The sequence below is a fragment of the Azotobacter vinelandii CA genome (genome assembly GCF_000380335.1).
Lineage (GTDB): Bacteria > Pseudomonadota > Gammaproteobacteria > Pseudomonadales > Pseudomonadaceae > Azotobacter > Azotobacter vinelandii.
Genome location: NC_021149.1, coordinates 780,223 through 804,200, shown reverse-complemented (window position 1 = coordinate 804,200; position 23,978 = coordinate 780,223). Strand labels below are relative to the sequence as shown.

Annotated in this window: 23 protein-coding genes; 5 read left to right on the top strand and 18 right to left on the bottom strand. The window is 67.6% G+C overall.

Annotated elements, in window-relative coordinates:
- Positions 1-219: 219 nt before the first annotated feature.
- The 12 genes from lipA to AVCA_RS03820 form a co-directional block, all read right to left on the bottom strand.
- Positions 220-1,197 carry a lipoyl synthase gene (gene lipA / locus AVCA_RS03875; RefSeq protein ID WP_012699516.1) on the bottom strand — a complete coding sequence of 326 codons (978 nt, stop codon included), beginning with the start codon at positions 1,195-1,197 and terminating at the stop codon, positions 220-222.
- Complete coding sequence (lipB, locus tag AVCA_RS03870; RefSeq protein ID WP_012699515.1) at positions 1,194-1,850, bottom strand: lipoyl(octanoyl) transferase LipB; 657 nt, start codon at positions 1,848-1,850, stop codon at positions 1,194-1,196. The genes lipA and lipB overlap by 4 nt, the downstream gene beginning before the upstream one ends.
- Entirely contained in the window at positions 1,850-2,128 is a 279-nt protein-coding gene (locus AVCA_RS03865; RefSeq protein ID WP_012699514.1) for a DUF493 domain-containing protein, read from the bottom strand. Before AVCA_RS03865 ends, lipB begins: the two co-directional genes overlap by 1 nt.
- Positions 2,129-2,198: 70 nt before the next feature.
- Positions 2,199-3,413, bottom strand: a complete 1,215-nt coding sequence (locus tag AVCA_RS03860) for a D-alanyl-D-alanine carboxypeptidase family protein (protein ID WP_012699513.1) — start codon at positions 3,411-3,413, stop codon at positions 2,199-2,201.
- Between the two features lie 62 nt (positions 3,414-3,475).
- Positions 3,476-4,453 (bottom strand): septal ring lytic transglycosylase RlpA family protein, encoded by a 978-nt coding sequence (locus AVCA_RS03855; protein WP_012699512.1) that lies wholly within the window; start codon positions 4,451-4,453, stop codon positions 3,476-3,478.
- A complete protein-coding gene (gene mltB / locus AVCA_RS03850) occupies positions 4,450-5,478 on the bottom strand; it encodes a lytic murein transglycosylase B (protein WP_012699511.1) in 1,029 nt (342 codons plus the stop codon). Before mltB ends, AVCA_RS03855 begins: the two co-directional genes overlap by 4 nt.
- 14 nt (positions 5,479-5,492) lie before the next feature.
- Positions 5,493-6,641: a rod shape-determining protein RodA gene (gene rodA / locus AVCA_RS03845; RefSeq protein ID WP_012699510.1), complete on the bottom strand. Its 1,149-nt coding sequence runs from the start codon at positions 6,639-6,641 to the stop codon at positions 5,493-5,495.
- 320 nt (positions 6,642-6,961) lie between these two features.
- A complete protein-coding gene (mrdA, locus tag AVCA_RS03840) occupies positions 6,962-8,884 on the bottom strand; it encodes a penicillin-binding protein 2 (RefSeq protein WP_012699509.1) in 1,923 nt (640 codons plus the stop codon).
- Between the two features lie 13 nt (positions 8,885-8,897).
- Entirely contained in the window at positions 8,898-9,365 is a 468-nt protein-coding gene (gene rlmH / locus AVCA_RS03835; RefSeq protein ID WP_012699508.1) for a 23S rRNA (pseudouridine(1915)-N(3))-methyltransferase RlmH, read from the bottom strand.
- 7 nt (positions 9,366-9,372) lie between these two features.
- Complete coding sequence (gene rsfS / locus AVCA_RS03830; protein WP_012699507.1) at positions 9,373-9,726, bottom strand: ribosome silencing factor; 354 nt, start codon at positions 9,724-9,726, stop codon at positions 9,373-9,375.
- 20 nt (positions 9,727-9,746) lie between these two features.
- Positions 9,747-10,391 (bottom strand): nicotinate-nucleotide adenylyltransferase, encoded by a 645-nt coding sequence (nadD, locus tag AVCA_RS03825; protein WP_012699506.1) that lies wholly within the window; start codon positions 10,389-10,391, stop codon positions 9,747-9,749.
- On the bottom strand, positions 10,391-11,656 hold the full coding sequence (locus AVCA_RS03820) for a glutamate-5-semialdehyde dehydrogenase (protein ID WP_012699505.1): 1,266 nt from the start codon (positions 11,654-11,656) through the stop codon (positions 10,391-10,393). Before AVCA_RS03820 ends, nadD begins: the two co-directional genes overlap by 1 nt.
- Before the next feature lie 198 nt (positions 11,657-11,854).
- Between AVCA_RS03820 and AVCA_RS03815 the strand changes: the two genes are divergently transcribed.
- Both AVCA_RS03815 and AVCA_RS03810 read left to right on the top strand, forming a co-directional pair.
- Positions 11,855-13,174: a bifunctional DedA family/phosphatase PAP2 family protein gene (locus AVCA_RS03815; protein WP_012699504.1), complete on the top strand. Its 1,320-nt coding sequence runs from the start codon at positions 11,855-11,857 to the stop codon at positions 13,172-13,174.
- Positions 13,175-13,490: 316 nt separating this feature from the next.
- Positions 13,491-15,221: an alpha,alpha-phosphotrehalase gene (locus AVCA_RS03810; protein WP_236616343.1), complete on the top strand. Its 1,731-nt coding sequence runs from the start codon at positions 13,491-13,493 to the stop codon at positions 15,219-15,221.
- A gap of 33 nt (positions 15,222-15,254) precedes the next feature.
- On the opposite strand, the gene AVCA_RS03805 is transcribed toward AVCA_RS03810, so the two are convergent.
- The 3 genes from AVCA_RS03805 to AVCA_RS03795 are packed head-to-tail and all read right to left on the bottom strand — an operon-like array spanning position 15,255 to position 16,930.
- On the bottom strand, positions 15,255-15,845 hold the full coding sequence (locus AVCA_RS03805) for an LON peptidase substrate-binding domain-containing protein (RefSeq protein WP_012699502.1): 591 nt from the start codon (positions 15,843-15,845) through the stop codon (positions 15,255-15,257).
- A gap of 9 nt (positions 15,846-15,854) precedes the next feature.
- Positions 15,855-16,571 (bottom strand): LrgB family protein, encoded by a 717-nt coding sequence (locus AVCA_RS03800; RefSeq protein WP_012699501.1) that lies wholly within the window; start codon positions 16,569-16,571, stop codon positions 15,855-15,857.
- Entirely contained in the window at positions 16,568-16,930 is a 363-nt protein-coding gene (locus AVCA_RS03795; protein WP_012699500.1) for a CidA/LrgA family protein, read from the bottom strand. Before AVCA_RS03795 ends, AVCA_RS03800 begins: the two co-directional genes overlap by 4 nt.
- Positions 16,931-17,196: 266 nt before the next feature.
- Here AVCA_RS03795 and AVCA_RS03790 point away from each other — a divergent pair, with 266 nt between their 5' ends.
- Positions 17,197-17,838, top strand: a complete 642-nt coding sequence (locus AVCA_RS03790; protein WP_012699499.1) for a Rossmann-fold NAD(P)-binding domain-containing protein — start codon at positions 17,197-17,199, stop codon at positions 17,836-17,838.
- Positions 17,839-18,129: 291 nt separating this feature from the next.
- On the opposite strand, the gene AVCA_RS24300 is transcribed toward AVCA_RS03790, so the two are convergent.
- Both AVCA_RS24300 and ftsH read right to left on the bottom strand, forming a co-directional pair.
- Positions 18,130-18,318 (bottom strand): oxidoreductase-like domain-containing protein, encoded by a 189-nt coding sequence (locus AVCA_RS24300; protein WP_041816953.1) that lies wholly within the window; start codon positions 18,316-18,318, stop codon positions 18,130-18,132.
- Positions 18,315-20,165 (bottom strand): ATP-dependent zinc metalloprotease FtsH, encoded by a 1,851-nt coding sequence (gene ftsH, locus AVCA_RS03785; RefSeq protein ID WP_012699497.1) that lies wholly within the window; start codon positions 20,163-20,165, stop codon positions 18,315-18,317. Before ftsH ends, AVCA_RS24300 begins: the two co-directional genes overlap by 4 nt.
- Before the next feature lie 238 nt (positions 20,166-20,403).
- Here ftsH and AVCA_RS03780 point away from each other — a divergent pair, with 238 nt between their 5' ends.
- Complete coding sequence (locus AVCA_RS03780; RefSeq protein ID WP_012699495.1) at positions 20,404-20,625, top strand: hypothetical protein; 222 nt, start codon at positions 20,404-20,406, stop codon at positions 20,623-20,625.
- Positions 20,589-21,947, top strand: coding sequence for a sensor domain-containing diguanylate cyclase (locus AVCA_RS03775; protein WP_236616342.1), 1,359 nt, complete (start codon positions 20,589-20,591; stop codon positions 21,945-21,947). The genes AVCA_RS03780 and AVCA_RS03775 overlap by 37 nt, the downstream gene beginning before the upstream one ends.
- Before the next feature lie 192 nt (positions 21,948-22,139).
- Here the strand turns inward: AVCA_RS03775 and AVCA_RS03770 are convergent, their stop codons facing one another.
- Positions 22,140-23,912 (bottom strand): aryl-sulfate sulfotransferase, encoded by a 1,773-nt coding sequence (locus tag AVCA_RS03770; RefSeq protein ID WP_012699493.1) that lies wholly within the window; start codon positions 23,910-23,912, stop codon positions 22,140-22,142.
- Positions 23,913-23,978 lie beyond the last annotated feature (66 nt).

The following is a 23,978-nucleotide window of genomic DNA, read 5'->3' as shown; positions in this document are numbered from 1 at the left end:
GCCGGGAAGCCGCGATCCGGGTCGAGCGGTCGAACGCTGGACGGACTCCGGCCTCGGGACACTCAGGTCTTGACCGAGGGTGGCGAAAAAGATTCGTGTTTTCCGGCGGGCGGCTGCCGAGGGCTCCGCGCCAGGCATGGAGAGCATGGGGCCGGGGCGGGAACGTTCTGCCCCGAGGCGCGGAGAGGCCCCGTTCGGGACCTCCCACGCGGCGGACGATCAGTCGCCTTTCGCGCCGTGGGCCTGCTGGTCGGCGTGGTAGGAGGAACGCACCAGCGGGCCGGAGGTGACGTTCTTGAAGCCCATCCTCTCGCCCTCTTCGGCGAACCAGGCGAAGGTGTCGGGATGGACGAAGCGCTGCACCGCCAGGTGGTTGCGCGAGGGCTGCAGGTACTGGCCGAGGGTGAGCATGTCGATCTCGTGCTCGCGCATGCGCTTCATCACCTCGATCACTTCCTCGTCGGTTTCGCCGAGGCCGAGCATCAGCCCGGACTTGGTCGGCACAGCCGGTACGCGCTTCTTGAAAGCTTCCAGCAGGTCCAGCGACCATTCGAAGTCCGCCCCCGGACGCGAGGCCTTGTACAGGCGCGGCACGGTTTCCAGGTTGTGGTTGAACACGTCCGGCGGTTCGGCCGCGGTGATGTCGAGGGCGATCTCCATGCGTCCGCGATAGTCCGGCACCAGGGTTTCCAGCTGGGTGCCGGGACTCAGCCGGCGGATCTCGCGCAGGCAGTCGGCGAAGTGCTGGGCGCCACCGTCGCGCAGATCGTCGCGGTCCACCGAGGTGATCACCACGTACTTCAGGCGCAGGTCGGCGACGGCGACGGCGAGGTTCTTCGGCTCGTCGGGGTCGAGCGGGTTCGGGCGGCCGTGACCGACGTCGCAGAACGGGCAGCGGCGGGTGCAGATGTCGCCCATGATCATGAAGGTCGCGGTGCCGCCGGCGAAGCATTCGCCGAGGTTCGGGCAGGAGGCTTCCTCGCAGACGCTGTGCAGCTTGTGCTGGCGCAGCAGTTGCTTGATCCGCTCGACCTCGGGGGAAGCCGGCATGCGCACGCGGATCCAGTCCGGCTTGCGCGGCAGTTCCTCGGTCGGAATGACTTTCACCGGGATGCGGGCGACCTTCTCCGCGCCGCGCAGCTTGACTCCGGTTTCGACCTTGGCCGGGCTCTTGCCCGTGGTTTCCGTCGTACTCATATGCTTTCGATCCCGCCCGTAAGGGTCTTCGCTTCAGCGTAACCGAGCTGCGCAGCGAGCTGTGCACGCAGGCGGCTGCGCACCTCGGCGAATTCGACCGGCCCGCGGGCCTGATCCTTGAGTTGTGTCATGAGCATGCCGGCATAGCCGCAGGGGTTGATGCGCTGGAAGGGCGCCAGGTCCATGTCCACGTTCAGCGCCAGTCCATGGAAGGAGCGGCCGTTGCGGATGCGCAGGCCGAGGGAGGCGATCTTCATCTCGCCGACATAGACCCCCGGTGCGTCCGGCCTGGCATGGGCCTCCACATCGTAGCCGGCGAGCAGCTCGATCAGGCTGCGCTCGATGCGGCTGACCAGCTCGCGCACGCCCATCCCCGAACGGCGCACGTCCAGCAGCAGGTAGCCGACCAACTGGCCGGGGCCGTGGTAGGTCACCTGGCCGCCGCGGTCCACCTGCACCACCGGGATGTCGCCGGGGAACAGCAGGTGCTCGGCCTTGCCGGCCTGGCCCTGGGTGAACACCGGGGGATGCTCGAGCAGCCAGAGTTCGTCGGGCGTCTGCGCCCCCCGCTGGCCGGTGAAGCGCTGCATCGCCTGCCAGGCCGGCAGGTAGTCGAGCAGGCCCAGTTCGCGGACACCGATCACTGCCGTCATCAGAGCACCATGTGCACGCGCCCGGTGGCGCGCAGGTCGAGGTGGATGGCCTGCAGTTGCTCGACGCCGGTGGCGGTGATCAGCACCTGCACCGAGAGGAAGCGTCCGTTGCGGCTGTCGCGCAACCTCAGGGTGGAACTGTCCAGGTCGGGCGCATGCCGCTGGATCACTTCGACGACCAGGTCGGCGAAGCCCTCGCCGGCATCGCCGATCACCTTGATCGGGTAGCGCTCGCAGGGAAATTCGATTTTCGGAGCTTGTACGTCGGTATCGGTCATGGCGGCAGCGGACGGTCGGCCCGCGGGGACGGCCACCCGCCGGAAACGGCGGGCGGCGGTCGGTCGAGGTTCAGTTGAACAAACTGTAGAAGAACAGGCGGATGCTATCCCATAGACGACGGAACAAACCACCCTCCTCGACGGCATCCAGGGCCACCAGATCGGCGCTGCGCAACACCTGCTCGCCCAACCGGACCTCGACCTTGCCGACCACGGCGCCCTGCTGGATCGGCGCGATCAGTTGCGGCTCGAAGGCGCTGGTGGTGGTCAGTTGCTTGAGCTGGCCGCGCGGCATGGTCAGGGTCAAATCCTCGGCCAGGCCGATCCTGACCTCGTTGCTGGCGCCTTTCCACACCGGCGAACGGGCCAGTTCGACGTTCTTCTGGAAGAAAGTCTGGGTCTCGAAGAAGCGGAAGCCGTAGGTCAGCAGCTTCTGGGTTTCGGCGGCGCGCGCCTGTTCGCTCTTGGTGCCGAACACCACGGCGATCAGCCGCTGGCCGTCGCGTACCGCGGAAGCCACCAGGCAGTAGCCGGCCTCCTCGGTGTGGCCGGTCTTCAGGCCGTCCACGGTCTTGTCGCGCCACAGCAGCAGGTTGCGGTTCGGCTGCTTGATGTTGTTCCAGAAGAACTCCTTCTGCGCGTAGATCGCATAATGCGCCGGATCGTCGTAGATGATCGCGCGGGCCAGCCTGGCCATGTCGTGGGCCGAGGAATAGTGCTCCGCATGCGGCAGGCCGGTGGCGTTCATGAAGTGGGTGTTGCTCAGGCCGAGGCGCTGGGCGGTGGCGTTCATCATGTCGGCGAAGGCGTCCTCGCTGCCGGCGATGTGCTCGGCCAGCGCCACGCTGGAGTCGTTGCCGGACTGGATGATGATGCCGTGCAGCAGGTCGCTGACGCTCACCTGGGTGCCGACCTGGATGAACATCCGCGAACCGCCGGTGCGCCAGGCGCGCTCGCTGACGGTGACCAGGTCGCTTTCCTTGATCTGCCCGCGCTTGATCTCCAGGGTGGCGATGTAGGCGGTCATCAGCTTGGTCAGGCTGGCCGGCGGCAGGCGCTGCTCGCCGTTGCTCTCGATCAGCACCTGGCCGCTGGCGGCGTCCATCAGCAGGTAGGCGGTGGAGGCCAGTTGCGGCGGCGCCGGAATGGCCTGCGGCTCCGCGGCCCGCGCCGGGGCCGGTGTAGGCTGGGGCTGGGGCTGGGGCTGGGGCTCGGCGGCCCAGGCGCTCGGCACGCCGATCAGGAGGGCCAGGAAAAGGCGTTGCACAAGTCGGGTGGTTTTCATCGTTCCTCGGGGTCGTTGGCTGGTCGAACACACCCTTTCGGGCTATGGAGAGGGGCCTGGTCTCAATCGGGCCTGACCAGGGTCGGCTGGCCGAGTCTGGCCAGGCGCACGCTGTCCTGCAGCCGGCGCGCCTCGTCCTGGCTGCCGATCGGGCCCAGACGCACACGGTGGAAGGTCTGCCGGTCGCGCACCACCGGGCTGACGAACACCGGGGTGGAACTGATCCGGCTGAGCTTGTCCTTGAGCAGCTCCGCCGCATCCGGATTGGCGAAGGCGCCGACCTGCAGGTACAGCCCGGCGTCCGGCGCGGCGACGGCCGGACCGGCGGCGACCGCCACGGGCAAAACGGGGGCCGCATGTTGCGTGGGCGGCGGCGAGTACTCCTCGATCGGCTGCGCCGCCGGTCGCGCCTCGGCCAGCGGCGGCCGGGTCGGCGCCAGCGGCGGCTTGCGACCCTGCTGGGCCAGCCACTCTTCCGGATCGATGCCCTCCACGCTGACCCGCGCGGTGCCGGTCTCGGCATAGCCGAGCTTCTTCGCCGCGGCGAAGGACAGGTCGATGATCCGCTCCGAATAGAAGGGACCGCGGTCGTTGACCCGCAGGATCACGCTTTTCTGGTTGTCCAGGTTGGTCACCCGGACATAACTGGGCAGCGGCAGGGTCTTGTGCGCCGCGCTCATCCCGTAGAGATCGTAGAGCTCGCCGTTGGCGGTGGCCTGTCCGTGGAACTTGGTGCCGTACCAGGAGGCGGTACCGGTGGCCTTGTAGCGGCGGCCGTCGTTCATCGGATAGTAGGTCTTGCCCAGCACCGTGTAGGGGTTGGCCTTGACCGGCCCGTAGTGAGGCGTGGGCACCGCGTCGGGAATCTTCGAGACGTCGACGTCCCACCAGGGCGCACCGTCCTTGAGCGGACGCGGCTGGCTCGGTTTGGCCCCGGACGACGCCGCGCCGCGCTCCGGCGACGTGCTGGAGCAACTGACCAGCAGCGCCAGGCCGCCGAGCAGGAGCAGACGGATCGACAGGGCAGCACGGCTCGTCATCGGCGGCCGCTCCGCGCCTGGAGCAGCAGATCGGAGAGCTGGTACACCGCCATGGCGTACATCACGCTGCGGTTGTAGCGGGTGATGGTGTAGAAGTTCGGCAGCCCCATCCAGTACTCGTCGCCGTCGGCGCCTTCCAGGCGGAAGGCGGTGACCGGCAGGCCATCGTCGAGAGGGTCGCGGTTCCGCCAGCCGAGGCTGCGCAGTTCGCCGACGCTCATCGCCGGGTCCAGCCCGGCGGACAGGCCTTTTTCGGCCTCGGTTCCCGCGACATCGGCGCGGCTGGCCACCGGCGCGCCGGCGACCCAGCCGTGGTGCCTGAAATAGCTGGCGACGCTGCCGATGGCGTCGGTCGGGTTCTTCCAGATGTCGATGTGGCCGTCGCTGTCGAAGTCCACCGCATAGGCGCGGAAGCTGCTCGGCATGAACTGCGGCAGCCCCATGGCGCCGGCGTAGGAACCGGTCAGGGTGAGCGGGTCGACCTGCTCCTCGCGGGTCATCAGCAGGAACTCGCGCAGCTCCTTGCGGAAGAAGGGCGCTCGCGGCGGGTAGTCGAAGCCCAGGGTGGACAGCGCGTCGATCACCCGGTAGTTGCCGGTGTTGCGTCCGTAGAAGGTTTCCACGCCGATGATCGCGACTATCACCTGGGCCGGCACGCCGTATTCCCGTTCGGCGCGGGCCAGGGCCTCCTCGTGCTCGCGCCAGAAATCCAGGCCGCGGGCCACGCGGGCCTCGGTGATGAAGATCGGCCGGTATTCCTTCCATGGCTTGGCCCGCTCCGCCGGCCGCGAGACGGCGTCGAGGATCGGCTGCTTGCGCTGCGCCTCGCGGAACAGACCGAACAACTGTTCGCTGGCGAAGCCATAGTCGCGGGTCATCTCCGCGATGAATTCGTCGACCTGCGGTGAATCCGCGTAATCGCCAGCCAGCGCCGCGCCGCCATGCAGCGCGCAGCTCAGCCCCAGGGAGCCCGCCAGGCTGGCCAAAGACAGGGTTCCGGCCACCCGGCCACGCCGTATGTGCATCGATCCGCTACTCTTCAAACTTGCGCGATCCATTTGCGATGGGTGTGGATCGACATCAAAACCCCGAACCCTGACAGCAGGGTCACCAGTGAAGTTCCACCGTAGCTAATGAACGGCAGGGGTACGCCCACCACCGGCAACAGGCCACTGACCATGCCGATGTTGACGAATACATAAACGAAGAAGGTCATGGTCAGACCTCCGGCCCAGAGCTTGCCGAACAGCGTCTGCGCCTGCACGGTGATCACCAGCCCGCGGGCGATCAGCAACAGGTAGACCAGCAACAGCAGACAGGCGCCGACCAGCCCGAACTCCTCGGCCAGGACGGCAATGATAAAGTCCGTATGGCTTTCCGGCAAAAAATCCAGGTGCGACTGGGTGCCGAGCAGCCAACCCTTGCCGAACACCCCGCCCGAGCCGATCGCCGCCTTCGACTGGATGATGTTCCAGCCGGTGCCCAAAGGGTCGCTCTCGGGATCGAGGAAGGTATGGATGCGCTGTTTCTGGTAGTCGTGCAGGACGAAGTACCACATCCCCACGGCGACCGGCACCACGGCCGCCACCGCGCCGGTGATCCACAGCCAGGGCAGTCCGGCGACGAACAGCACGAAGGCCCCGGAGGCGAGGATCAGGAGCGAGGTGCCGAGATCCGGCTGGCGCACGATCAGCACGAAGGGTATGCCGATCAGCGCCAGGGTGACGGCGGTGTGCCTGAGCCCCGGCGGCAGGTTGTTGCGGGCGAGATACCAGGCGATGGTCGCCGGCATGATGATCTTCATGAACTCCGAGGGTTGGAAGCGGATCACTCCGGGAATGTTGATCCAGCGGGTGGCGCCCATGGCGTTGTGCCCCATCACGTCCACGATCAACAGCAGGATCACCCCCAGGACGTAGGCCAGCGGCACCCAGCGCGCGATGAAGCGCACCTCCAGTTGGGCAATGACCAGCATGGCGAGCAGGCCGAGGCCGAACGAACTGGCCTGCCTCATCAGCAGGTCGAGGTTCCTGCCGCTGGCCGAATAGAGGACGAACAGGCTGCCGGCGGCGAGCAGCAGCAACAGCAGCAGCAGTGGGCCGTCGATGTGCAGACGCTGCAGCAGGGTGGCGCGACGGCGCAGCACGTCCTCGTCGGACAGGGTGCGATCGAAGCTAGGGCCTGTCATCAAGCATCTCCCCGGTTGCGTTGCTGCCGGAAGCGGAGCCGGGTAGGCGCAACCTGCGGACAATGGTCGTTCCCTTGCCGAGGGCCGCAACGCCGTATGGCTCCATTTCCGGCGCGATCCGGCGGGACGGGCCTGCTTCGGCATCGCGCCGCGTCGCTCGTCGTTCATTCGGAACGACCACGAAAACGCCGGGAGCGTTTTTACGCGCAAGCCCCGTAGGGGTGAAGCACATGGATGAGTCGGACAAACGCCCCTCCTCGCACCTTGCCCCGTACCGGAACAGGCTCCGTCGCGACGCGGGAAACGATTGACGACAGGCCCTACTGTTCACGAATGCCCTCCTGCGGCGCCGCGGCGAACTGCGCCGTCGCCTTCAACTGGCCTTTTTCGTCGAGCAGCCAGGCGTCCATCACCTGCTTGGCCACCGGCGCGGCGACGCCGGAGCCGGACTCGCCGTTTTCCACCATCACCGCCACGGCGATCCGCGGATTCTCGGCCGGGGCGAAGGCGATGAACAGCGCATGGTCGCGATGACGCTCCTGCAGCTTGTTGCGGTTATACCTTTCGCCCTGGCGGATCGCCACCACCTGCGCCGTGCCGCTCTTGCCGGCGATACGGTAGCGTGCCGTGGCGCCGACCTTGTGCGCGGTGCCGCGCGCACCGTGCACGACCTGCTGCATGTCGGAACTGATCAGGTCCCAGTTGTGCGGCTCCCTGAGCTGGATGTCCGGCGGTGTCGGGCGCGTCTCCAGAAGGCCGTTCGCCACCAGTTGCTCCGGGGTCAGGCCGTCGGCCTGCATCAGCAGGCGCGGACGGTGCCACTTGCCCTTGTTCGCCAGGAGGGCCGTGGCCTGGGCCAGTTGCAGCGGGGTGGCCAGCATGTAGCCCTGGCCGATCCCGGTGATCAGGGTTTCCCCCGGATACCAGGCCTGGCGCCGGCTGACCCGTTTCCATTCGCGCGAGGGCATCAGCCCGGAGGCTTCCTCGAACATGTCCAGGGACACCCGCTGGCCGATGCCGAACTGGCTCAGATAGCGGTGCAGGCGATCGATGCCCATGCGGTGCGCCAGGGAATAGAAATAGGTGTCGTTGGAACGGGTGATGGCCGCCTCCATGTTCACCCAGCCGTCGCCGCCGCGGTTCCAGTTGCGGTACTTGTGGCTGACGTTGGGCAACTGGAAGAAGCCGGGGTCGAAGACCCGCGTGCCGCGCTCCACCACCCCGCTGTCGAGTCCGGCCAGGGCGACCATCGGCTTGATGGTCGAGCCCGGCGGATAGATGCCGCGCAGTACCCGGTTGTAGAGCGGACGGTCGATGGAGTCGCGCAGCGCGGCATAATCCTTGACGCTGATCCCGGTGACGAACAGGTTGGGATTGAAGCTCGGCTGGCTGACCATCGCCAGCACGCCGCCGGTCGCCGGGTCGATGGCGATCACCGCGCCGCGCCGGTCGCCGAGGGCCGCCTCGGCGGCCTTCTGCAGGTTCAGGTCGAGAGTCAGGGTGAGATCCTTGCCGGGCACCGGGGCGGTATGCTTGAGCACCCGCAGCACCCGCCCGCGGGCGTTGGTCTCGACCTCCTCGTAGCCCACCTGGCCGTGCAGCAGATCCTCGTAGAACAGTTCCACGCCGGTCTTGCCGATATGGTGGGTGCCGCTGTAGTCGACCGGATCGAGCTTCTTCAGCTCGCGCTCGTTGATCCGCCCGACGTAGCCGACCGAATGGGCGAAATGCTCGCCCTGCGGGTAATGGCGGACCAGTTGGGCGGCCACTTCCACCCCCGGCAGAAGAAACTGGTTGACCGCGACGCGGGCGATCTGCTCCTCGGACAGCTCGAACAATACCGGCACCGGCTCGAACGGCCGGCGTCCCTGGCGCACGCGCTTCTCGAACAGGGCGCGCTCCTCCGGACCGAGTTCGAGCACCTCGACGATGGTATCCAGCACCTTCTGCCAGTCGCCGGCGCGCTCGCGGGTCACCGTCAGGCTGAAGCTCGGCCGGTTGTCGGCGAGGATCACCCCGTTGCGGTCGAAGATCAGCCCGCGGTTCGGCGGGATCGGCTGCACGTGGATGCGGTTGTTTTCCGCCAGGGTCGAGTGGTGTTGGTACTGAACCACCTGCAGGTAGTACAGGCGCACCACCAGCACCAGCGACAGCAGCACGATGGCCGTGGCGCCGACGACAGCCCGCGCGCGCACCAGGCGCGCGTCCTTCTCGTGGTCTTTGAGGCGAATCGGCTCCGGCATCTGCAAACCGCGGTCATTTGTGATACGGATGCCCGGACAGCAGGGTCCAGGCGCGATAGAGCTGCTCGCCGATGAGGATGCGGACCAGGGGATGCGGCAGGGTCAGCGGCGACAGCGACCAGCGCTGCTCGCTGCGCGCGCAGACCTCCGGGGCCAGGCCTTCCGGGCCGCCGACCATGAGATTGACGGTGCGCGCGTCGAGCCGCCAGCGCTCCAGCTCGGCGGCCAGTTGCTCGGTGCTCCAGGACTTGCCGGCCACTTCCAGGGTGACGATACGCTCGCCCGGCTGCACCTTGCCCAGCATGGCCTCCCCCTCCTGGCGGATCAGGCGGGCCACGTCGGCATTCTTGCTCCGCGTGTGCAGGGGGATTTCCAGCAGTTCGAGGGCCAGCTCGGGCGGCAGGCGCCTGGCATACTCGTGCCAGCCCTCCTCCACCCAACGCGGCATGCGCGAACCCACGGCGATCAGGCGCAAACGCACGACGGTTTCATTCCTCGCCGTGCTGGGCCCGGCTCTGCTCCGCACCCTGCCAGAGACGCTCGAGATCGTAGAACTGGCGAGTGGCGACCTGCATCACATGGACCACCACGTCGCCCAGGTCGAGCAGCGCCCATTCGCCCCCCTCCAGTCCCTCGCTGCCGAGCGGACGCACATCTTGCGCCTTGACCTTCTCCAGGACGTTTTCGGCGAGGGACTTCACATGGCGTCCGGAGGTGCCGCTGGCGACCACCATGAAGTCGGTGACGCTGGTCTTGCCGCGCACATCGATGACGGTGATGTCCTTGGCCTTGAGGTCTTCCAGGGCGTCGATCGCCAGCTGGACCAATTGTTCGTTCTGCATGGATTGCTCTTATGAATTGTTCAGTTCGACGCCGGGTACAACCCGTGCGCATGGATATAGGCCAGCACCGCATCGGGTACCAGGAAGCGCACCGAACGACCGCTGGCCAGGCGCTCGCGAATCTGCGTGGCGGAAACCTCCAGCGGCGTCTGCCAGACGAAGGCGATGTTCCCGCCCGGCCCGGCGAGGGCCTGCGGATCGCCGACGCTGCGCGCCGCCAGCAGGTTGCGCAGCGCTTCCGGCGGCTCGCTGGCGGCATCCGGGCGCTGCAGGACCAGGATGTGGCAGTGGTCGAGCAGTTCCTGCCAGCGATGCCAGCCCGGCAGGCCGCAGAAAGCGTCCCAGCCGAGCAGGAGAAACAGTTGGTCGTCCGGGGCCAGCTCGCCGCGCAGGGATTCCAGGGTGTCAATGGTATAGGACGGTCGCTCGCGACGAAGTTCACGGTCGTCCACGCTCAGCGGCGGCACGCCGTCGACCGCGCAACGGACCATCGCCAGGCGGTCGGCCGCCGATACCTGCGGCGACTGCCGGTGCGGCGGGCGGGCGCAGGGAATCAGGCGCAGCTCGTCGAGGCCGAACTGCTCGGCGACCTCGAGGGCACCGCGCAGATGACCGATGTGGATGGGGTCGAAGGTGCCGCCGAGAATTCCGATCTTTTTCGCCATCAGCCGCGCACGTGGCCATCGCCGAACACGACGTACTTCTCGCTGGTCAGTCCCTCCAGACCGACCGGGCCGCGGGCGTGCAGCTTGTCGGTGGAGATGCCGATCTCCGCGCCCAGGCCATACTCGAAGCCGTCGGCGAAGCGTGTCGAGGCGTTGACCATCACCGAACTGGAGTCCACCTCGGCGAGAAAGCGCCGCGCGTCGGTGAAGCTCTCAGTGACGATCGCATCGGTGTGGTGCGAGCCGTAGCGGTTGATGTGGGCGATGGCCTCGTCCAGCGAGTCCACCACGCGCACCGAGAGAATCGGCGCGTTGTACTCGCTGGACCAGTCCTCCTCGCTCGCTTCCAGGGTACCGGGACCGAGCAGCTCGCGGCTGCGCGGGCAGCCGCGCAGTTCGACGCCCTTGGCCCGGTAGATCTCGCCGAGCGGCGGCAGGGCGCGGGCGGCGATGGCGGCATGCACCAGCAGGGTTTCCATGGTGTTGCAGGGCGCGAAGCGCTGGGTCTTGGCGTTGTCGGCGACGCGGATCGCCTTGTCGAGGTCGGCGGCGCTGTCGATGTAGACGTGGCAGATGCCGTCCAGATGCTTGATCACCGGCACCTTCGCCTCGCGGCTGATGCGCTCGATCAGGCCCTTGCCGCCGCGCGGGACTATCACGTCGACGAATTCCGGCATGCCGATCAGCGCGCCGACGGCGGCGCGGTCGGTGGTCTCCACCACTTGCACGGCCGCCGCCGGCAGGCCGGCCTCGGCCAGGCCCAGCCGGATGCAGCGGGCGATCGCCTGGTTGGAATGGATCGCTTCCGAACCGCCGCGCAGGATGGTGGCGTTGCCCGACTTCAGGCACAGGCTGGCGGCGTCGATGGTCACGTTCGGGCGCGACTCGTAGACGATGCCGATCACCCCCAGCGGCACGCGCATCTTGCCGACCTGGATGCCCGAGGGCATGTAGCGCATGTCGCGGATCTCGCCGACCGGGTCGGGCAAGCGGGCGACCTGGCGCAGTCCTTCGATCATTTCGTCGATGCGCGCCGGGGTCAGCGCCAGACGATCGAGCATGGCCTCGTCCAGGCCGCCGGCGCGACCGGCCGCCAGATCCTGCGCGTTGGCCGCGGCGAGCGCCTCGCGGGCATCGTCCAGGGCCGCGGCGGCGGCCTCCAGGGCACGGTTCTTCTGCGCGGTGCTGGTGCGCGCGAGCACCCGCGAGGCTTCGCGGGCGGCGTGGCCCAGGCGGGTCATGTAGTCGAGCACGGACTCGGTCATGGTCTCGGGTCTGGCAGTCGGGAGAAAGCGGCTGATTATAGCGATACCGCCGCCCCGCGCCCAGCGGCCCGGGCACAAGGTCGCACCGCGCCGCGCACGCCCCGGCCGGCGCGGCTGCTATCATGCGCGGCTCGGCGCTCCGGCCGGCGGCCGGAGCGCCGAGCCCCCTCACAGGACCACGACAAGGAGCGCCGCTCGATGAGCGCATGGCTCGACAGCCTGACCGGCTGGCTGACCACTCACCCCGAATGGCTGGGACTGGCCATCTTCCTGATCGCCTGCGTCGAATGCCTGGCGATACTCGGCATCATCGTCCCCGGCACCGTACTGATGTTCGCGATCGCCGCCATGGCCGGCAGCGGCGCCCTGGGCCTCGGCCAGACCCTGCTGCTGGGCTATGCCGGCGGACTGCTCGGCGACGCCATCTCCTACGCCCTGGGCCGGCACTTCCACCAGGGCATCCGGCGCCTGCCCATCCTGCGCCACCATCCGGAATGGCTGGTCGGCGCCGAGGTGTATTTCCAGCGCTACGGCATCGTCAGCCTGCTGGTCGGCCGCTACATCGGCCCGCTGCGACCGATGCTGCCGATGATCGCCGGCATGCTCGACATGCCGCTGCCGCGTTTCGCCGCCGTCAGCCTGCTGGCCGCCGCCGGCTGGGCGGTGGTTTATCTGCTGCCGGGCTGGACCGCCGGCGCAGCGCTGCGCCTGCCGCTGCCCGAGGGTTTCTGGAGCGAGGCCGGGGCGCTCGCGGCGGGGCTGGCGCTGGTCCTCGGCCTGATCGTGCACACCAGCCTGCGCCGTCGGCGCTGGGCCACGCCGCTGGCCGCCGGCCTCTGCCTGGCGTCGCTCGGCGCCCTGCTGCTGGGCTGGAGCCATCTGCACGAACTCGACCAGGGGCTGCTGGCGCTGATCCAGGAGCATCGCCACGCCGGCCTCGACCGGACGATGGTGCTGATCACCCGCCTGGGCGACTTCGAAACCCAGCTCTACGCCGGCCTGCTGCTCGGCCTGCTGCTGCTGATCGTCCGGCAATGGCGCGCGGCCCTGTTCGCCGGCATGACCCTGCTCGGCACGGCCCTGGCCAACGGCGGCCTGAAGCTGTTGTTCGCCCGCGGCCGTCCGGAAGTCCTGCTCGAGCCGCTGCACAGCTACAGCCTGCCCAGCGGACATAGCTCGGCGGCCTTCGCCTTCTTCCTCACCCTGGGCATCCTCGCCGGCCGCGGCCAGACGCCACGGATGCGCCTGACCTGGCTGCTGCTGGCCTGCCTGCCGGCAACGACCATCGCCCTGTCGCGCGTCTACCTGGGCGTGCACTGGCCGACCGACATCGTTGCCGGCGCTCTGCTCGCCGGCAGCCTCTGCGCCCTCAGCCTGGCCCTGGTGCAACGACGGACCCCGCTCGAGAGGCTCGACGCACGTACCTGGTGGCTGGTCCTGCCGCTGTGCCTGGCGCTGCTCGGCGGCATCGCCATCCACGCGCTACCCGAAGCCCTGGCGATGTACCGCTATCGCTGAACCGCGGCCTCCCCCTTCGAACTCCCGCACTCCGCCGCCTCGAGCCGGGCGCCGGAGCGGCGGCCGCCTCGAACGCAACGGCACGCAGAACAGATGAATCGTTTCATCCAAGCAAAACCGAGGGTATATTCCGCCGAAAGCATGGGGAGATCGCCGAGGTCCCTCCCCATCCGCCCCGCCATGGCCCGGCCGCAAGCGGGAAGCGCCGAACAACAAGAACCCAAACCCCGGAAAAGGAAACGTCATGCAGACGGCAAGCTTTCGCAGAACCCTGTCGAGTGTCATGCTCGGCGCTCTGGCCATATGTCAAACAGCGATGGGCACTCCGAACACAGGCAGCGACACGGCGCGAGAAGACGTTGCAAAAACTCCGGCCGCGCGCCCCGACGCGCCCTGGTGGAAGGAGGCGGTCGTCTACCAGGTCTATCCGCGCTCGTTCAACGACACGAACGGCGACGGCATCGGCGACCTGAACGGCATCACGGCGAAGCTGGATTACCTGAAGGCACTAGGCGTCGACACGATCTGGCTGAGCCCGCACTTCGACTCGCCCAACGCCGACAATGGCTACGACATCCGCGATTACCGCAAGGTGATGAGCGAATTCGGCGACATGGACGACTTCGAGCGCCTGCTCGCCGGGATGAACAAGCGCGGCATGCGCCTGATCATCGATCTGGTGGTCAACCACAGCAGCGACGAGCATCGCTGGTTCGTCGAGAGCCGCCGGTCGAAGGACAACCCCTATCGCGACTACTACACTTGGCGCGACGGCAAGGACGGCGCTGCGCCGAACAACTATCCGTCGTTCTTCGGCGGCTCGGCCTGGAAGAAGGACGAGGCCACGGGGCAGTACTACCTCCACTACTTCGCCGGCAAGCAGCCCGACCTGAACTGGGAAAACCCCGAGGTCCGCGCCGAGGTCCACGACATCATGCGCTTCTGGCTGGACAAGGGCGTGTCCGGCTTCCGCATGGACGTGATTCCCTTCATCTCCAAACAGGACGGCCTGCCCGACCTGCCTGCGCAAGCCCTGGCCCATCCCGAGTTCGTCTACGCGAACGGCCCGCGCATCCATGAGTATCTCCAGGAAATGAACCGCGAAGTCCTGTCCCGCTATGACACCATGACGGTCGGCGAAGCCTTCGGCATCACCTTCGAACAGGCCCCGCTGTTCACCGACGCCCGCCGTCACGAACTGAACATGATCTTCCATTTCGACCTGGTGCGGCTGGACCGCGACGGCTGGCGCAAAAAGGACTGGACGCTGCCCGAGCTCAAGGCGACCTACGCGCGGATCGACCGCACCGGCGGCGACCATGGCTGGAACACCAGTTTCCTGGGCAACCACGACAATCCCCGCGCCGTTTCCCATTTCGGCGACGACAGCCCCGAATGGCGCGCCGCCTCGGCCAAGGCGCTGGCGACCATGATGCTCACCCAGCGCGCCACGCCCTTCCTCTACCAGGGCGACGAACTGGGCATGACCAACTATCCCTTCCGCGGCCTCGAGGACTACGACGATGTCGAAGTGAAGGGCCAATGGCGCGACTTCGTGGAAAGCGGCAAGGTGTCGGCGGACGAGTATCTCGCCCACCTGCGCCAGACCAGCCGCGACAACGCCCGCACCCCGATGCAGTGGAGCGACGCGCCGAACGGCGGCTTCACCACCGGCAAGCCCTGGCTTGCGGTCAACCCGAACTATCCGCAGGTCAATGCGGCATCCCAGGTCGACGATCCCGGCTCGATCTACCATCACTACCGTCGCCTGCTGGAAGTGCGCCGCCAGACCCCCGCGCTCATCCACGGCCAGTTCCGCGATCTCGATCCGGCCAATCCCAAGGTCTTCGCCTACACGCGCACGCTCGACGACAAGCGCTATCTGGTGCTGATCAACTTCACCCGCGAGACGGTCGCCTACGACCTGCCGGAAGGACTGAAGATCGCCGCCACGCTGCTGGACAACGGCGCCGCGCAAGAGTCGATGCAACCCGGCGCCGCGAGCGTAACGCTCCAGCCCTGGCAGGCGACGATCTACCGGCTCTGACCGGCCCTTTCCCCGCAGAGGCGCCCGGCCGGCTCAGTCCGGCGCCTCGCCCTGCAGGCGCTCCAGCAGTTGCCGGATATAGGCCAGGCGCCGCGCCGGCGCCCCCATCGCCAGAAGCTTCAGTTTCTCCTCGGCCTCGAACGGCAGCAGGTAACCCAGCCGGTTGGCCAGCACCTGCTGATCCGCGGCCGTACCGTCCATGCCCAGGGCCTCGACCAGCGGGTGCCGCGCCAGCGCCTGCAGCAGCGTGGCCAGGTCGGCGTGTCCGGCGGCCAGTGGCGCCGTCCTGACTTCGTGCAGCCAGTCGACCTCGGCGACGGTCAACTGGTCGTGCCGCACCTCGGCGCGATTGACCCGAAAACGCCGCGCGCCCTCGACGCGGATCTCCAGCACCCCGTCGGGACGCCGCTGCCAGTCGCGGATCAGCGCCTCGCAGCCGATCGCGGCGAAGCGGCCGGCCGCCTGGCCGACCTCCTCGCCCTCGAGGATGCACACCACGCCGAACCCCGTGTCCTGGCGCAGGCAGCGGCTGAGCATGTCCAGATAACGCGCCTCGAAGATCGACAGATCCAGCCGGCAGCCGGGAAACAGCACCGTGTGCAGGGGAAACAACGGAAAGTCCATCGGCCTTCCTCAGGCAACCATGGCCACGCTCAGGGGCAGCAGTATGGCGGTGAACACCCCCATCAGGCTCATCCCCAGGGCGGCGAAGGCGCCACATTCCTCACCCTCCTGCAATGCCCGGGAAGTACCCACCGCATGGGAAGTCAGGCCCAGGGCCATGCCCAGCGCCGCGGGATGGCGCACCCCGCAGCGGCGCAGCAGGACGGGGCCGCACACCGCGCCGAGGATGCCGGTGATGAGCACGAACACCGCCGCCAGGCCGGCCACGCCGCCGATCTGCTCGGACACCAGCATGGCGATCGGCGAGGTGACCGATTTCGGCGCCAGGGTCATCAGCATCAGCCGCTCGGTGCCGAACAGCCAGGCCAGCCCCACGCCCAGCAGGGTGGTGAAGAAGCCGCCGGCCAGCAGGGTCAGCACCACCGGCCAGAACAGCAGGCGAATGCGCTTCAGGTTGAGGAACAGCGGCACGGCCAGCGCCACCGTGGCCGGGCCGAGGAACAGGGTGAGGATCCTCGCGTCGTCGCGGTAGCTCGCATAGTCCACCCCGCAGACCGACAGCACGCCGATCACCAGCAACATCGACACCAATACCGGTTGCAGGAACACCCAGCGGGTCTTCTCGTAGGCGGCCACCGCCAGTTGGTAGGTGCCGAGGGTGATGCCGAAGGCGAACAGCGGATGCTGCACCAGCGCCTGCCAGGCCCCGTGCCAGTCGAAGCTCATGCCTCGCCCTCCCCGCGCGCCTGACGGTCGATCAGCCGTTGCATCAGCCAGCCGACGAAAGCCAGCGACGCCAGCAGGGACAGCAGCAACGCCCCGGCGATAGCCCAGAAGTCGGCAGCGATATCCCCGACATAGGCCATCACCCCCACCGCCGGCGGCACCAGCAGCAGCGGCAGGTAGCGCAGGAGGCTGCTGGCGGCCTCCTGTACCGGCGCGCTCACCTCGCCGCGCCAGACCAGATAGACGAACAACAGCAGCAGCCCGACGATCGGCCCGGGCAGCATGGGCAGGCAGAGCGCCTGGATGGCCGTGCCGAGCAATTGGAACAACACCAGCCAAGTGAGGCCTCGCAGCAACATATGAACCTCCATAATCGGGGCGACGCCTGAAAAATTCCGCCGGCGCAGGACAAGCCCCGGGATAGACGGCCGGGAAAGGCCCCATTATAGGCAGGCAAAGCCGTTCGCCATAAAGCGCGACGGCCTGCCCGGCTCCTGCCGGGCAGGGACGAGGGGTTTGAGCCACACTAGAACCCATGACAACAAGCGGAACGCCAGTACTGGCCGCTGCATGGAACGCACGTGCGCCAGTTTTCCGACAGCTCACCTTGCGCGAGGATCGCTCCATGTACCTGACGCCCCAGCACATCCTTATCGCCGGTGCCACCGGCCTGGCTGGCGAGCATCTGCTCGATCGCCTGCTCACCGAGCCGACCATCGCCCGGGTGCTGGCGCCCACCCGCCAGCCCCTGGCCGAGCATCCGCGCCTGGAAAATCCTCAGGGCCCGCTCGCCGAGTTGCTGCCACGCCTGAGCGGGCCGGTCGACACCGCCTTCTGCTGCATCGGCAGCAGCGCCGAGCAGGCCGGTTCCCAGGAAGCCTTCCGCGCCATCGACCACGACCTGGTCCTGGCCTTCGGCCGCCGCGCCCGCGAAATGGGCGCCCGTCACCTGCTGGTGATCAGCGCACGGTGCGCCGATCCCCGCTCGTCGCGCGCCTACTGCCAGGTCAAGGGAGAAATGGAGGAAGGCCTCAAGGCCCAGGGCTGGCCGCAACTGACGATCGCCCGGCCGACCCAGTTGCTCGGCCCGCGCCGCGAACTGCGCCTGCTCGACCAACTGAGCGACCCGCTGCTGCGCCTGACGCCCGGCCATTACCGCGCCATCGATCCCTGTGCCCTGGCCCGCGCCCTGTGGCGCCTGGCCTTGGAGGAAGAAGACGGGATACGCATCGTCGAGGCGGAGGAACTGCACCGGCTGGGACGCTAGCCAGGCTCGCGGACAGGACGCCAGCGCCGGACGGACTCGGCGCGGGCCTCGTTGCGCGAGCTGCAGGGAGGAAAACCGCGCTGGCGGCCAAGGCCTCGCCGTTATCCAGCCGACGAAACTTCCCTGGCCGGGGGCCTGGGGAGCGAGGCTGACGCTACCCGGGCAGGAGCGAATCCATCCGCGATGCTCCCGTTTCTGCCGACCATCGCGGATGAGTCCGCTCCTTGTCCTTGCCGGCAAGCAGCCGAACGACGTTCGGCCAGGAACCGAAAACCTCGCAAAGGCCGGGCGCTACTTTTCCGCCGGCTCGCGGGCATGGCGAACCTGCCACTCGGACAGCGCCCGGGCGTACTCGGCGCGGGCCTCGTTGTACTGTTCCCAGACGCAGGCCTCGCCGCAGCCGCTCTCGCAGCATTCGCCCTCCAGGGGCGGCTCGGGCGGCAACGGAGGAGGATCGTCGTACGGCTGTCGATCGTTCATTGCGGTATCGCCCCGGATCGTTCGGCGGTAGTGCCCTGCGCCTTGCCGACCAACTCGGCCAGTTGCTCGGCATCCAGGGTTTCCTCCTCCAGCAGGCGCCGGGCGCTGCGCTCGAGCAGCGCCCGGCGCTCTTCCAACAGCGTCACGGTACGCTGGAAGGCGTGCTCGACGATCGCCTGCACCTCGGTGTCGATGGCGGTCGCGGTGGTCTCGCCGTATTCGTGGCGAGGCGGCAGGCCGTACATCTGCTCGGCGCCCAGGAAGCTGCGCTGCTCGCGCTCCAGGCTGACATGGCCGAGGCGCTCCGACATGCCGTAGCGAGTGACCATGGCGCGGGCGATGTCGGTGACCTTGGCCAGGTCGTCGGCGGCGCCGGTGGAGAAGTGGGAAAACACTATCCACTCGGCCGCGCGGCCGCCGAGCAGCACCGCCATCTTGTTCTCCAGCTCTTCGCGGGTCATCAGGAAGCGGTCCTCGATGGGCCGCTGGATGGTGTAGCCGAGCGCCCCCATGCCGCGCGGAATGATCGAGACCTTGTGCACCGGGTCCATCCCCGGCAGGGCCATCGCTACCAGTGCGTGCCCCATCTCGTGATGGGCGACGATTTCCCGCTCCTTCGGATTGAGCAGGCGGTTGCGCTTTTCCAGGCCGGCGATGATGCGCTCGATGGCCGCGGTGAAGTCGTCCATGGTCACCGCGTCGGCACGCCGACGGGTGGCGAGCAGGGCCGCCTCGTTGACCAGGTTGGCCAGGTCGGCGCCGGTGAAGCCCGGGGTCAGCGCGGCGATCTGCTGCGGATCGACATCGGCCGACAGCCGCGCCCTCTTCAGGTGCACCTGGAGGATCTGCACCCGCCCGGCCTTGTCCGGCCGGTCGACCAGCACCTGGCGGTCGAAGCGGCCGGCGCGCAGCAGCGCCGGATCGAGGATTTCCGGACGGTTGGTGGCGGCCAGCAGGACCAGCCCGGTGGAGGTGTCGAAGCCATCCAGCTCCACCAGCAACTGGTTGAGGGTCTGCTCCTTCTCGTCGTGGCCGCCGCCCAGCGGGCCGACGCCACGGGCCCGGCCGAGGGCGTCCAGTTCGTCGATGAAGATGATCGCCGGGGCCTGCGCCCGGGCCTGCTCGAACAGGTCGCGGACCCTCGCCGCACCGACGCCGACGAACATCTCGACGAACTCGGAGCCGGAGATCGAGAAGAACGGCACCTTCGCCTCGCCGGCCACCGCCCGCGCCAGCAGGGTCTTGCCGGTGCCGGGCGGACCGACCAGCAGCACGCCCTTGGGCATGCGCCCGCCGAGGCGACCGTAGGTCTGCGGGTCCTTGAGGAAATCGACGATCTCCTTGAGCTCGTCCTTGGCCTCGTCGACTCCGGCCACGTCGGCGAAGGTCACCTTCATATCGGTCTCGACGTAGACCTTCGCCTTGCTCTTGCCGATCTGCATCATGCCGCCGCCGAGGCCGCCGCCGATGCGCTTGAGCAAGAACAGCCAGAGGCTGAAGAAGATCAGCGCCGGCAGGGTCCAGGACAACAGGTCGCGCAGCAGGGTGCTTTCGACCTTGCCGGCATAGCGCACCGGATATTGCTGCAGGTGCTCGGCCAGTTGCGGCTCGATGCGGATGGCGACGAAACGGGTCTGGCCGCCGGGCAACGGCTCCTTGAGCGTCCCCTGGATCTGCCGGTCGGTGATCGCCAGCTCCTCGACCCGCCCTTCCTTGAGGTACTGCTCGAACTCGCTGTAGGGAATCTGCGCCACCTGCTGGTGCTCGGTCAGCAGGCTCTGGATGAGCACGAACCCCAGCACCGCGAGGAACCAGTAACCGATATGGAACTGCGCCTGTTGTTTCACTATGCCTCCGATCGATGTCCGCCCGCTTCCCGCGAGGCTCACCGGTGCATTATCTGCGCAGCGGACGGAAAGCGGGCAAGCCGGACGACATTTCTGACCTTTGCATCATCGGCCCGGATCGATAATAGCCATATGCTATCCGAACGACGGCGCGCCACGGACACCCCGACGCCCCTTACACAGGAAGCGATGCCAGCCCCCACGGAAGGGGAACGGCCTGCCCTTGCCAGACACGCCCATGCCTATCCACACCCGGCCCGACCTCCACCGCCTGATTCTCCTGGCCAGCCTGGCGATCGCCCTGTTCAGCTTCATCAACAGCTTCCATGCCAGCTATCGGACCCAGCGCGACCTGCTGATCCGCCATACCCTGGAGTCCAACCGCGTCTACGCCGCCAAGCCACCGAGAAGCTGCTCGACGACATGCATCAGGAACTGGCCTACAGCGCCGACCAGTTGAAGGACCGGATGGACCGGCCGGAGCGCATGGCCGACGAGACCGAGCGTCTGATCCGGCAGAACCGCCATTTCAACACGGCTGTCGTGATCCGCCACGACGGCAAGGTACTGGCCACCTCGCCCGAGAGCCTCGGCCTGCTCGGCCAGACGGTCGACAGCGCGGGCGTACGGGAGGCCCTGGAAAAGCGCCGCCCGCTGATCAGCGACCCCTACATCAGCGCCAAGAACAGACTGGTGGTGTTCATCTCGCAGCCGATCTTCGCCGACGACGGCACCTACCGGGGCTATATCGGCGGCAGCATCCACCTGCAGCACGGAAACATCCTGCACACCCTGCTCGGCGAGCACTTCCATCAGGACGGTTCCTACCTCTATGTGATCGACCACAATCGCCGGCTGATCTACCACCAGGACCAGGGACGGGTCGGCGAGATCGCCGTCGACAATCCGGTGGTCGAGCGGGTGATCCGCGGCGAGGAAGGCAGCCAGGCGCTGATCAATTCCCGAGGCATCGAGATGCTCGCCGGTTTCGCGCCGGTGGCGGCGAGCGGCTGGGGCATCGTCGCTCAGCGCCCCCTGGAATTCACCCTGGAGGAACTGGATGGCCTGATGCTGAATACCCTGCGCCTGTCCCTGCCGCTGCTGCTGTTGTCGCTGGTCGGCATCTGGTGGCTCTCGCACCTCATCTCGCGGCCGCTCCGGCAACTGGCGAAAAGCGCCCAGCATTGGGATACCGAGGAAGCGCTGGAACAGGTACGGCGTGTCCATGCCTGGTATTTCGAGGCCGACCAGCTCAAGCGCGCGATACTCGGCAGCCTGGCGCTGCTCCATCAGCGCCTCGGCAAGCTCAGCCAGGAAAGCCTGACCGACCCGCTGACCGGCCTGGCCAACCGTCGCCGCCTGCAAGCCCAACTGGAACGCTGGCAGCAGCAGCGCCAGCCCTTCGCGGTCATCGCCCTCGACATCGACCATTTCAAGCAGGTCAACGACAACCACGGGCACGAATCCGGCGACCGCGTGCTGCAATACCTCGCCCGGCAGATGAACGAATGCTCGCGCGCCAGCGACCTGCTCTGCCGCAACGGCGGCGAGGAATTCCTCATGCTGCTGCCGGGCGCCAGCCTGGAAGCGGCCCGCCAGGTCGCCGAGCGGGTCCGCGCCAGGATGGGCGCGGCCAGCGGCGAGGACTGTCCGAGCGTCACCGTCTCGGCCGGCGTGGCGCACTGGCCGGATACCTCCGCCAGCGCCGAGGAGGTGCTCAAGCGCGCCGATGCGGCGCTCTACCAGGCCAAGCACGCCGGCCGCAACCGGGTGGTGGGTTAGGAACGGCCCTTCCAAGGGCTTTGGCTGGATGCCTCGGCTGCCTGTCCGTAAAGGCTGGACGGGGTCCATCCGGATGGGTGGCGAACGGTGCCAAGGCATCGCCAATGAATTCGCTCCCACCCAAGCGCTGTCGACCTCGCTATTTCAACCTTCCGACCAAGAAAGCGTACGGGATTTTCAAAGGGCTGCGGTTCAGAACAGCCGCTCCAGATCGATCACCAGCGCCCGGTAACCGACGTTGCCCGGCTGGCCGCTGACCACGCGGAATTCGCTGAGCACTTCCTGGGTGCCGTACTTCACTTCGCTGAGCACCGGCCGGGTCAGCCGCTGTGGCGTCAGATGCCCGATCGCCGCCGAGTAGATCAGCAGGGTGTCGGATTCCGGGCGGTACTCCACCACCGAGGTGATCGGGCTGTACCAGGCGTCGCCGCGTTCCTTGCCGAACTCCCAGAGTTGCTGCACGGTGCCCTTCTCCTCGTCTATGCGGTATTCCACCGCCCGGCTGTAGTTGCCTTCCAGGCGAGTGGGCGCCAGGTTGCGACCCCAGCCGTTATCGAACACGGTGAGCGTTCCCTTGCTGCTGAGCCAGGCGGTGTGCTGGGTCCAGGACCAGTCGAAGCCCTCGGGATAACTGCCGTTGGGATTCTGCGCCAATACCTCGCCAGCGGCGTTTACCGGCGTGAGCACCTTGGCCCGCAGGGCGCTGCTCCATCCTCGCGGATCGGCCAGCAGCCATTTCACCTGTTTGTCGCGCCCGATCTTGGCCACCCCCTGGTGACGGGCGGAGACGATGATGCTGTCGTCGGCCGGGTCATGCTCGATGGCGTTGACGTGGGCCCAGTTGCGCCCGGTGCCGACACCGGGTGTGTCACCGAACGGCAGGACATCGCCTTCGTTACGTTCGTTGTCCAGCAGATCGTCACTCCTGGCGACGCCCTCGGGCAGCAACACCGCGGCCCGTCCCAGGGTGTGCAGCAGTTCGGCGCGATAGGGGTCGAGGATTCGGTTCAGGTCCCAGAAGTCCACCACATCGCCGTTCTGGTCGACTTCCAGGATGTGGTCGCGGATCGAGCGCACCCGCTTTCCGTCGGCGCGACGATAGTCGCTGGTACCGACCCGCAGCAGGTAGGTACCTTTTTCGGTCTCGCGGATCTCATGGGAGAAGTCGGCGAACTTCTCCGGCAAGGTGCGCGCCCAGATCGTGCGGCCCAGCAGGTCGTGCTTGTAGTAGCGCTGGCCCTGGCCCCAGATCAGGTGGCCGTCGCGGGTCTGCTGGAAGCCCATGCTCGCCCCCAGCCCATCCTTGCGGGTGGAGTCGTGGATCTGCTCGATGTCCAGGTACCAGCGCACGTCGCCGTTGCTGTCGGCGATCCAATTGATCCCCACCGAGTCCCACTCGGCGGCGCCGCCCGGAGCGTTCCACTTCAGCAGGCGGTTGCTACCGGGAATCTCGGTGAGCAGGTGGTTGAACAGGTACAGGCGCTTTTTCAGGTGCGGCGCCACCTTCAGCGGCTCGACCCGTGGCAGCGCGCTTTCCTGACTGGCCACCACCGGCAGACGCACCGCCGGAGCATAGATGAAGTAACGCTCGCGAATGCGTTCGCCGTCCAGGCTGTAGGCCACCTCGACTTCGTTGCGATGGTCCGGATAGAGACCGAACACCGGGATGCCGCCGTGAGTCCAGAGAGTGCGATCCTCGACCGCGTAATCGATGTCCACCCCTCCCTCGCCGCGTCCCTTGACCCGCACCCGCGCCTGGGAGATGCGCTGGCCCCCGTCGCGGATGACGGCGGTCAACGGAGCCAGGCGATACGGGTTGACGACGATGGCGCCCAGCCTGGCGTTGTCGCTGTCGGGGATGCGGGCGGTGAGACAGGCGCCTTCGGGCAATGCCTGCTCGGGCTGTGCCCCGCGCTCCGGATGGGCGGAAGGCGATGGGGAGCTATGTTGTTCAAAATGGCTCATGGTGAATTCCTTGGATTGGCATGCTTGCACGGGAAAACCGGCTCGGAGAACGCCTTGGGCGCGTCG

Bases quoted from the DNA above. Each gene is read 5' to 3' on its own strand.
- lipA (WP_012699516.1), bottom strand. From the start codon at position 1,197: ATGAGTACGACGGAAACCACGGGCAAGAGCCCGGCCAAGGTCGAAACC.
- lipB (WP_012699515.1), bottom strand. From the start codon at position 1,850: ATGACGGCAGTGATCGGTGTCCGCGAACTGGGCCTGCTCGACTACCTG.
- AVCA_RS03865 (WP_012699514.1), bottom strand. From the start codon at position 2,128: ATGACCGATACCGACGTACAAGCTCCGAAAATCGAATTTCCCTGCGAG.
- AVCA_RS03860 (WP_012699513.1), bottom strand. From the start codon at position 3,413: ATGAAAACCACCCGACTTGTGCAACGCCTTTTCCTGGCCCTCCTGATC.
- AVCA_RS03855 (WP_012699512.1), bottom strand. From the start codon at position 4,453: ATGACGAGCCGTGCTGCCCTGTCGATCCGTCTGCTCCTGCTCGGCGGC.
- mltB (WP_012699511.1), bottom strand. From the start codon at position 5,478: ATGCACATACGGCGTGGCCGGGTGGCCGGAACCCTGTCTTTGGCCAGC.
- rodA (WP_012699510.1), bottom strand. From the start codon at position 6,641: ATGACAGGCCCTAGCTTCGATCGCACCCTGTCCGACGAGGACGTGCTG.
- mrdA (WP_012699509.1), bottom strand. From the start codon at position 8,884: ATGCCGGAGCCGATTCGCCTCAAAGACCACGAGAAGGACGCGCGCCTG.
- rsfS (WP_012699507.1), bottom strand. From the start codon at position 9,726: ATGCAGAACGAACAATTGGTCCAGCTGGCGATCGACGCCCTGGAAGAC.
- nadD (WP_012699506.1), bottom strand. From the start codon at position 10,391: ATGGCGAAAAAGATCGGAATTCTCGGCGGCACCTTCGACCCCATCCAC.
- AVCA_RS03820 (WP_012699505.1), bottom strand. From the start codon at position 11,656: ATGACCGAGTCCGTGCTCGACTACATGACCCGCCTGGGCCACGCCGCC.
- AVCA_RS03815 (WP_012699504.1), top strand. From the start codon at position 11,855: ATGAGCGCATGGCTCGACAGCCTGACCGGCTGGCTGACCACTCACCCC.
- AVCA_RS03810 (WP_236616343.1), top strand. From the start codon at position 13,491: ATGGGCACTCCGAACACAGGCAGCGACACGGCGCGAGAAGACGTTGCA.
- AVCA_RS03805 (WP_012699502.1), bottom strand. From the start codon at position 15,845: ATGGACTTTCCGTTGTTTCCCCTGCACACGGTGCTGTTTCCCGGCTGC.
- AVCA_RS03800 (WP_012699501.1), bottom strand. From the start codon at position 16,571: ATGAGCTTCGACTGGCACGGGGCCTGGCAGGCGCTGGTGCAGCATCCG.
- AVCA_RS03795 (WP_012699500.1), bottom strand. From the start codon at position 16,930: ATGTTGCTGCGAGGCCTCACTTGGCTGGTGTTGTTCCAATTGCTCGGC.
- AVCA_RS03790 (WP_012699499.1), top strand. From the start codon at position 17,197: ATGTACCTGACGCCCCAGCACATCCTTATCGCCGGTGCCACCGGCCTG.
- AVCA_RS24300 (WP_041816953.1), bottom strand. From the start codon at position 18,318: ATGAACGATCGACAGCCGTACGACGATCCTCCTCCGTTGCCGCCCGAG.
- AVCA_RS03780 (WP_012699495.1), top strand. From the start codon at position 20,404: ATGCCTATCCACACCCGGCCCGACCTCCACCGCCTGATTCTCCTGGCC.
- AVCA_RS03775 (WP_236616342.1), top strand. From the start codon at position 20,589: ATGCATCAGGAACTGGCCTACAGCGCCGACCAGTTGAAGGACCGGATG.
- AVCA_RS03770 (WP_012699493.1), bottom strand. From the start codon at position 23,912: ATGAGCCATTTTGAACAACATAGCTCCCCATCGCCTTCCGCCCATCCG.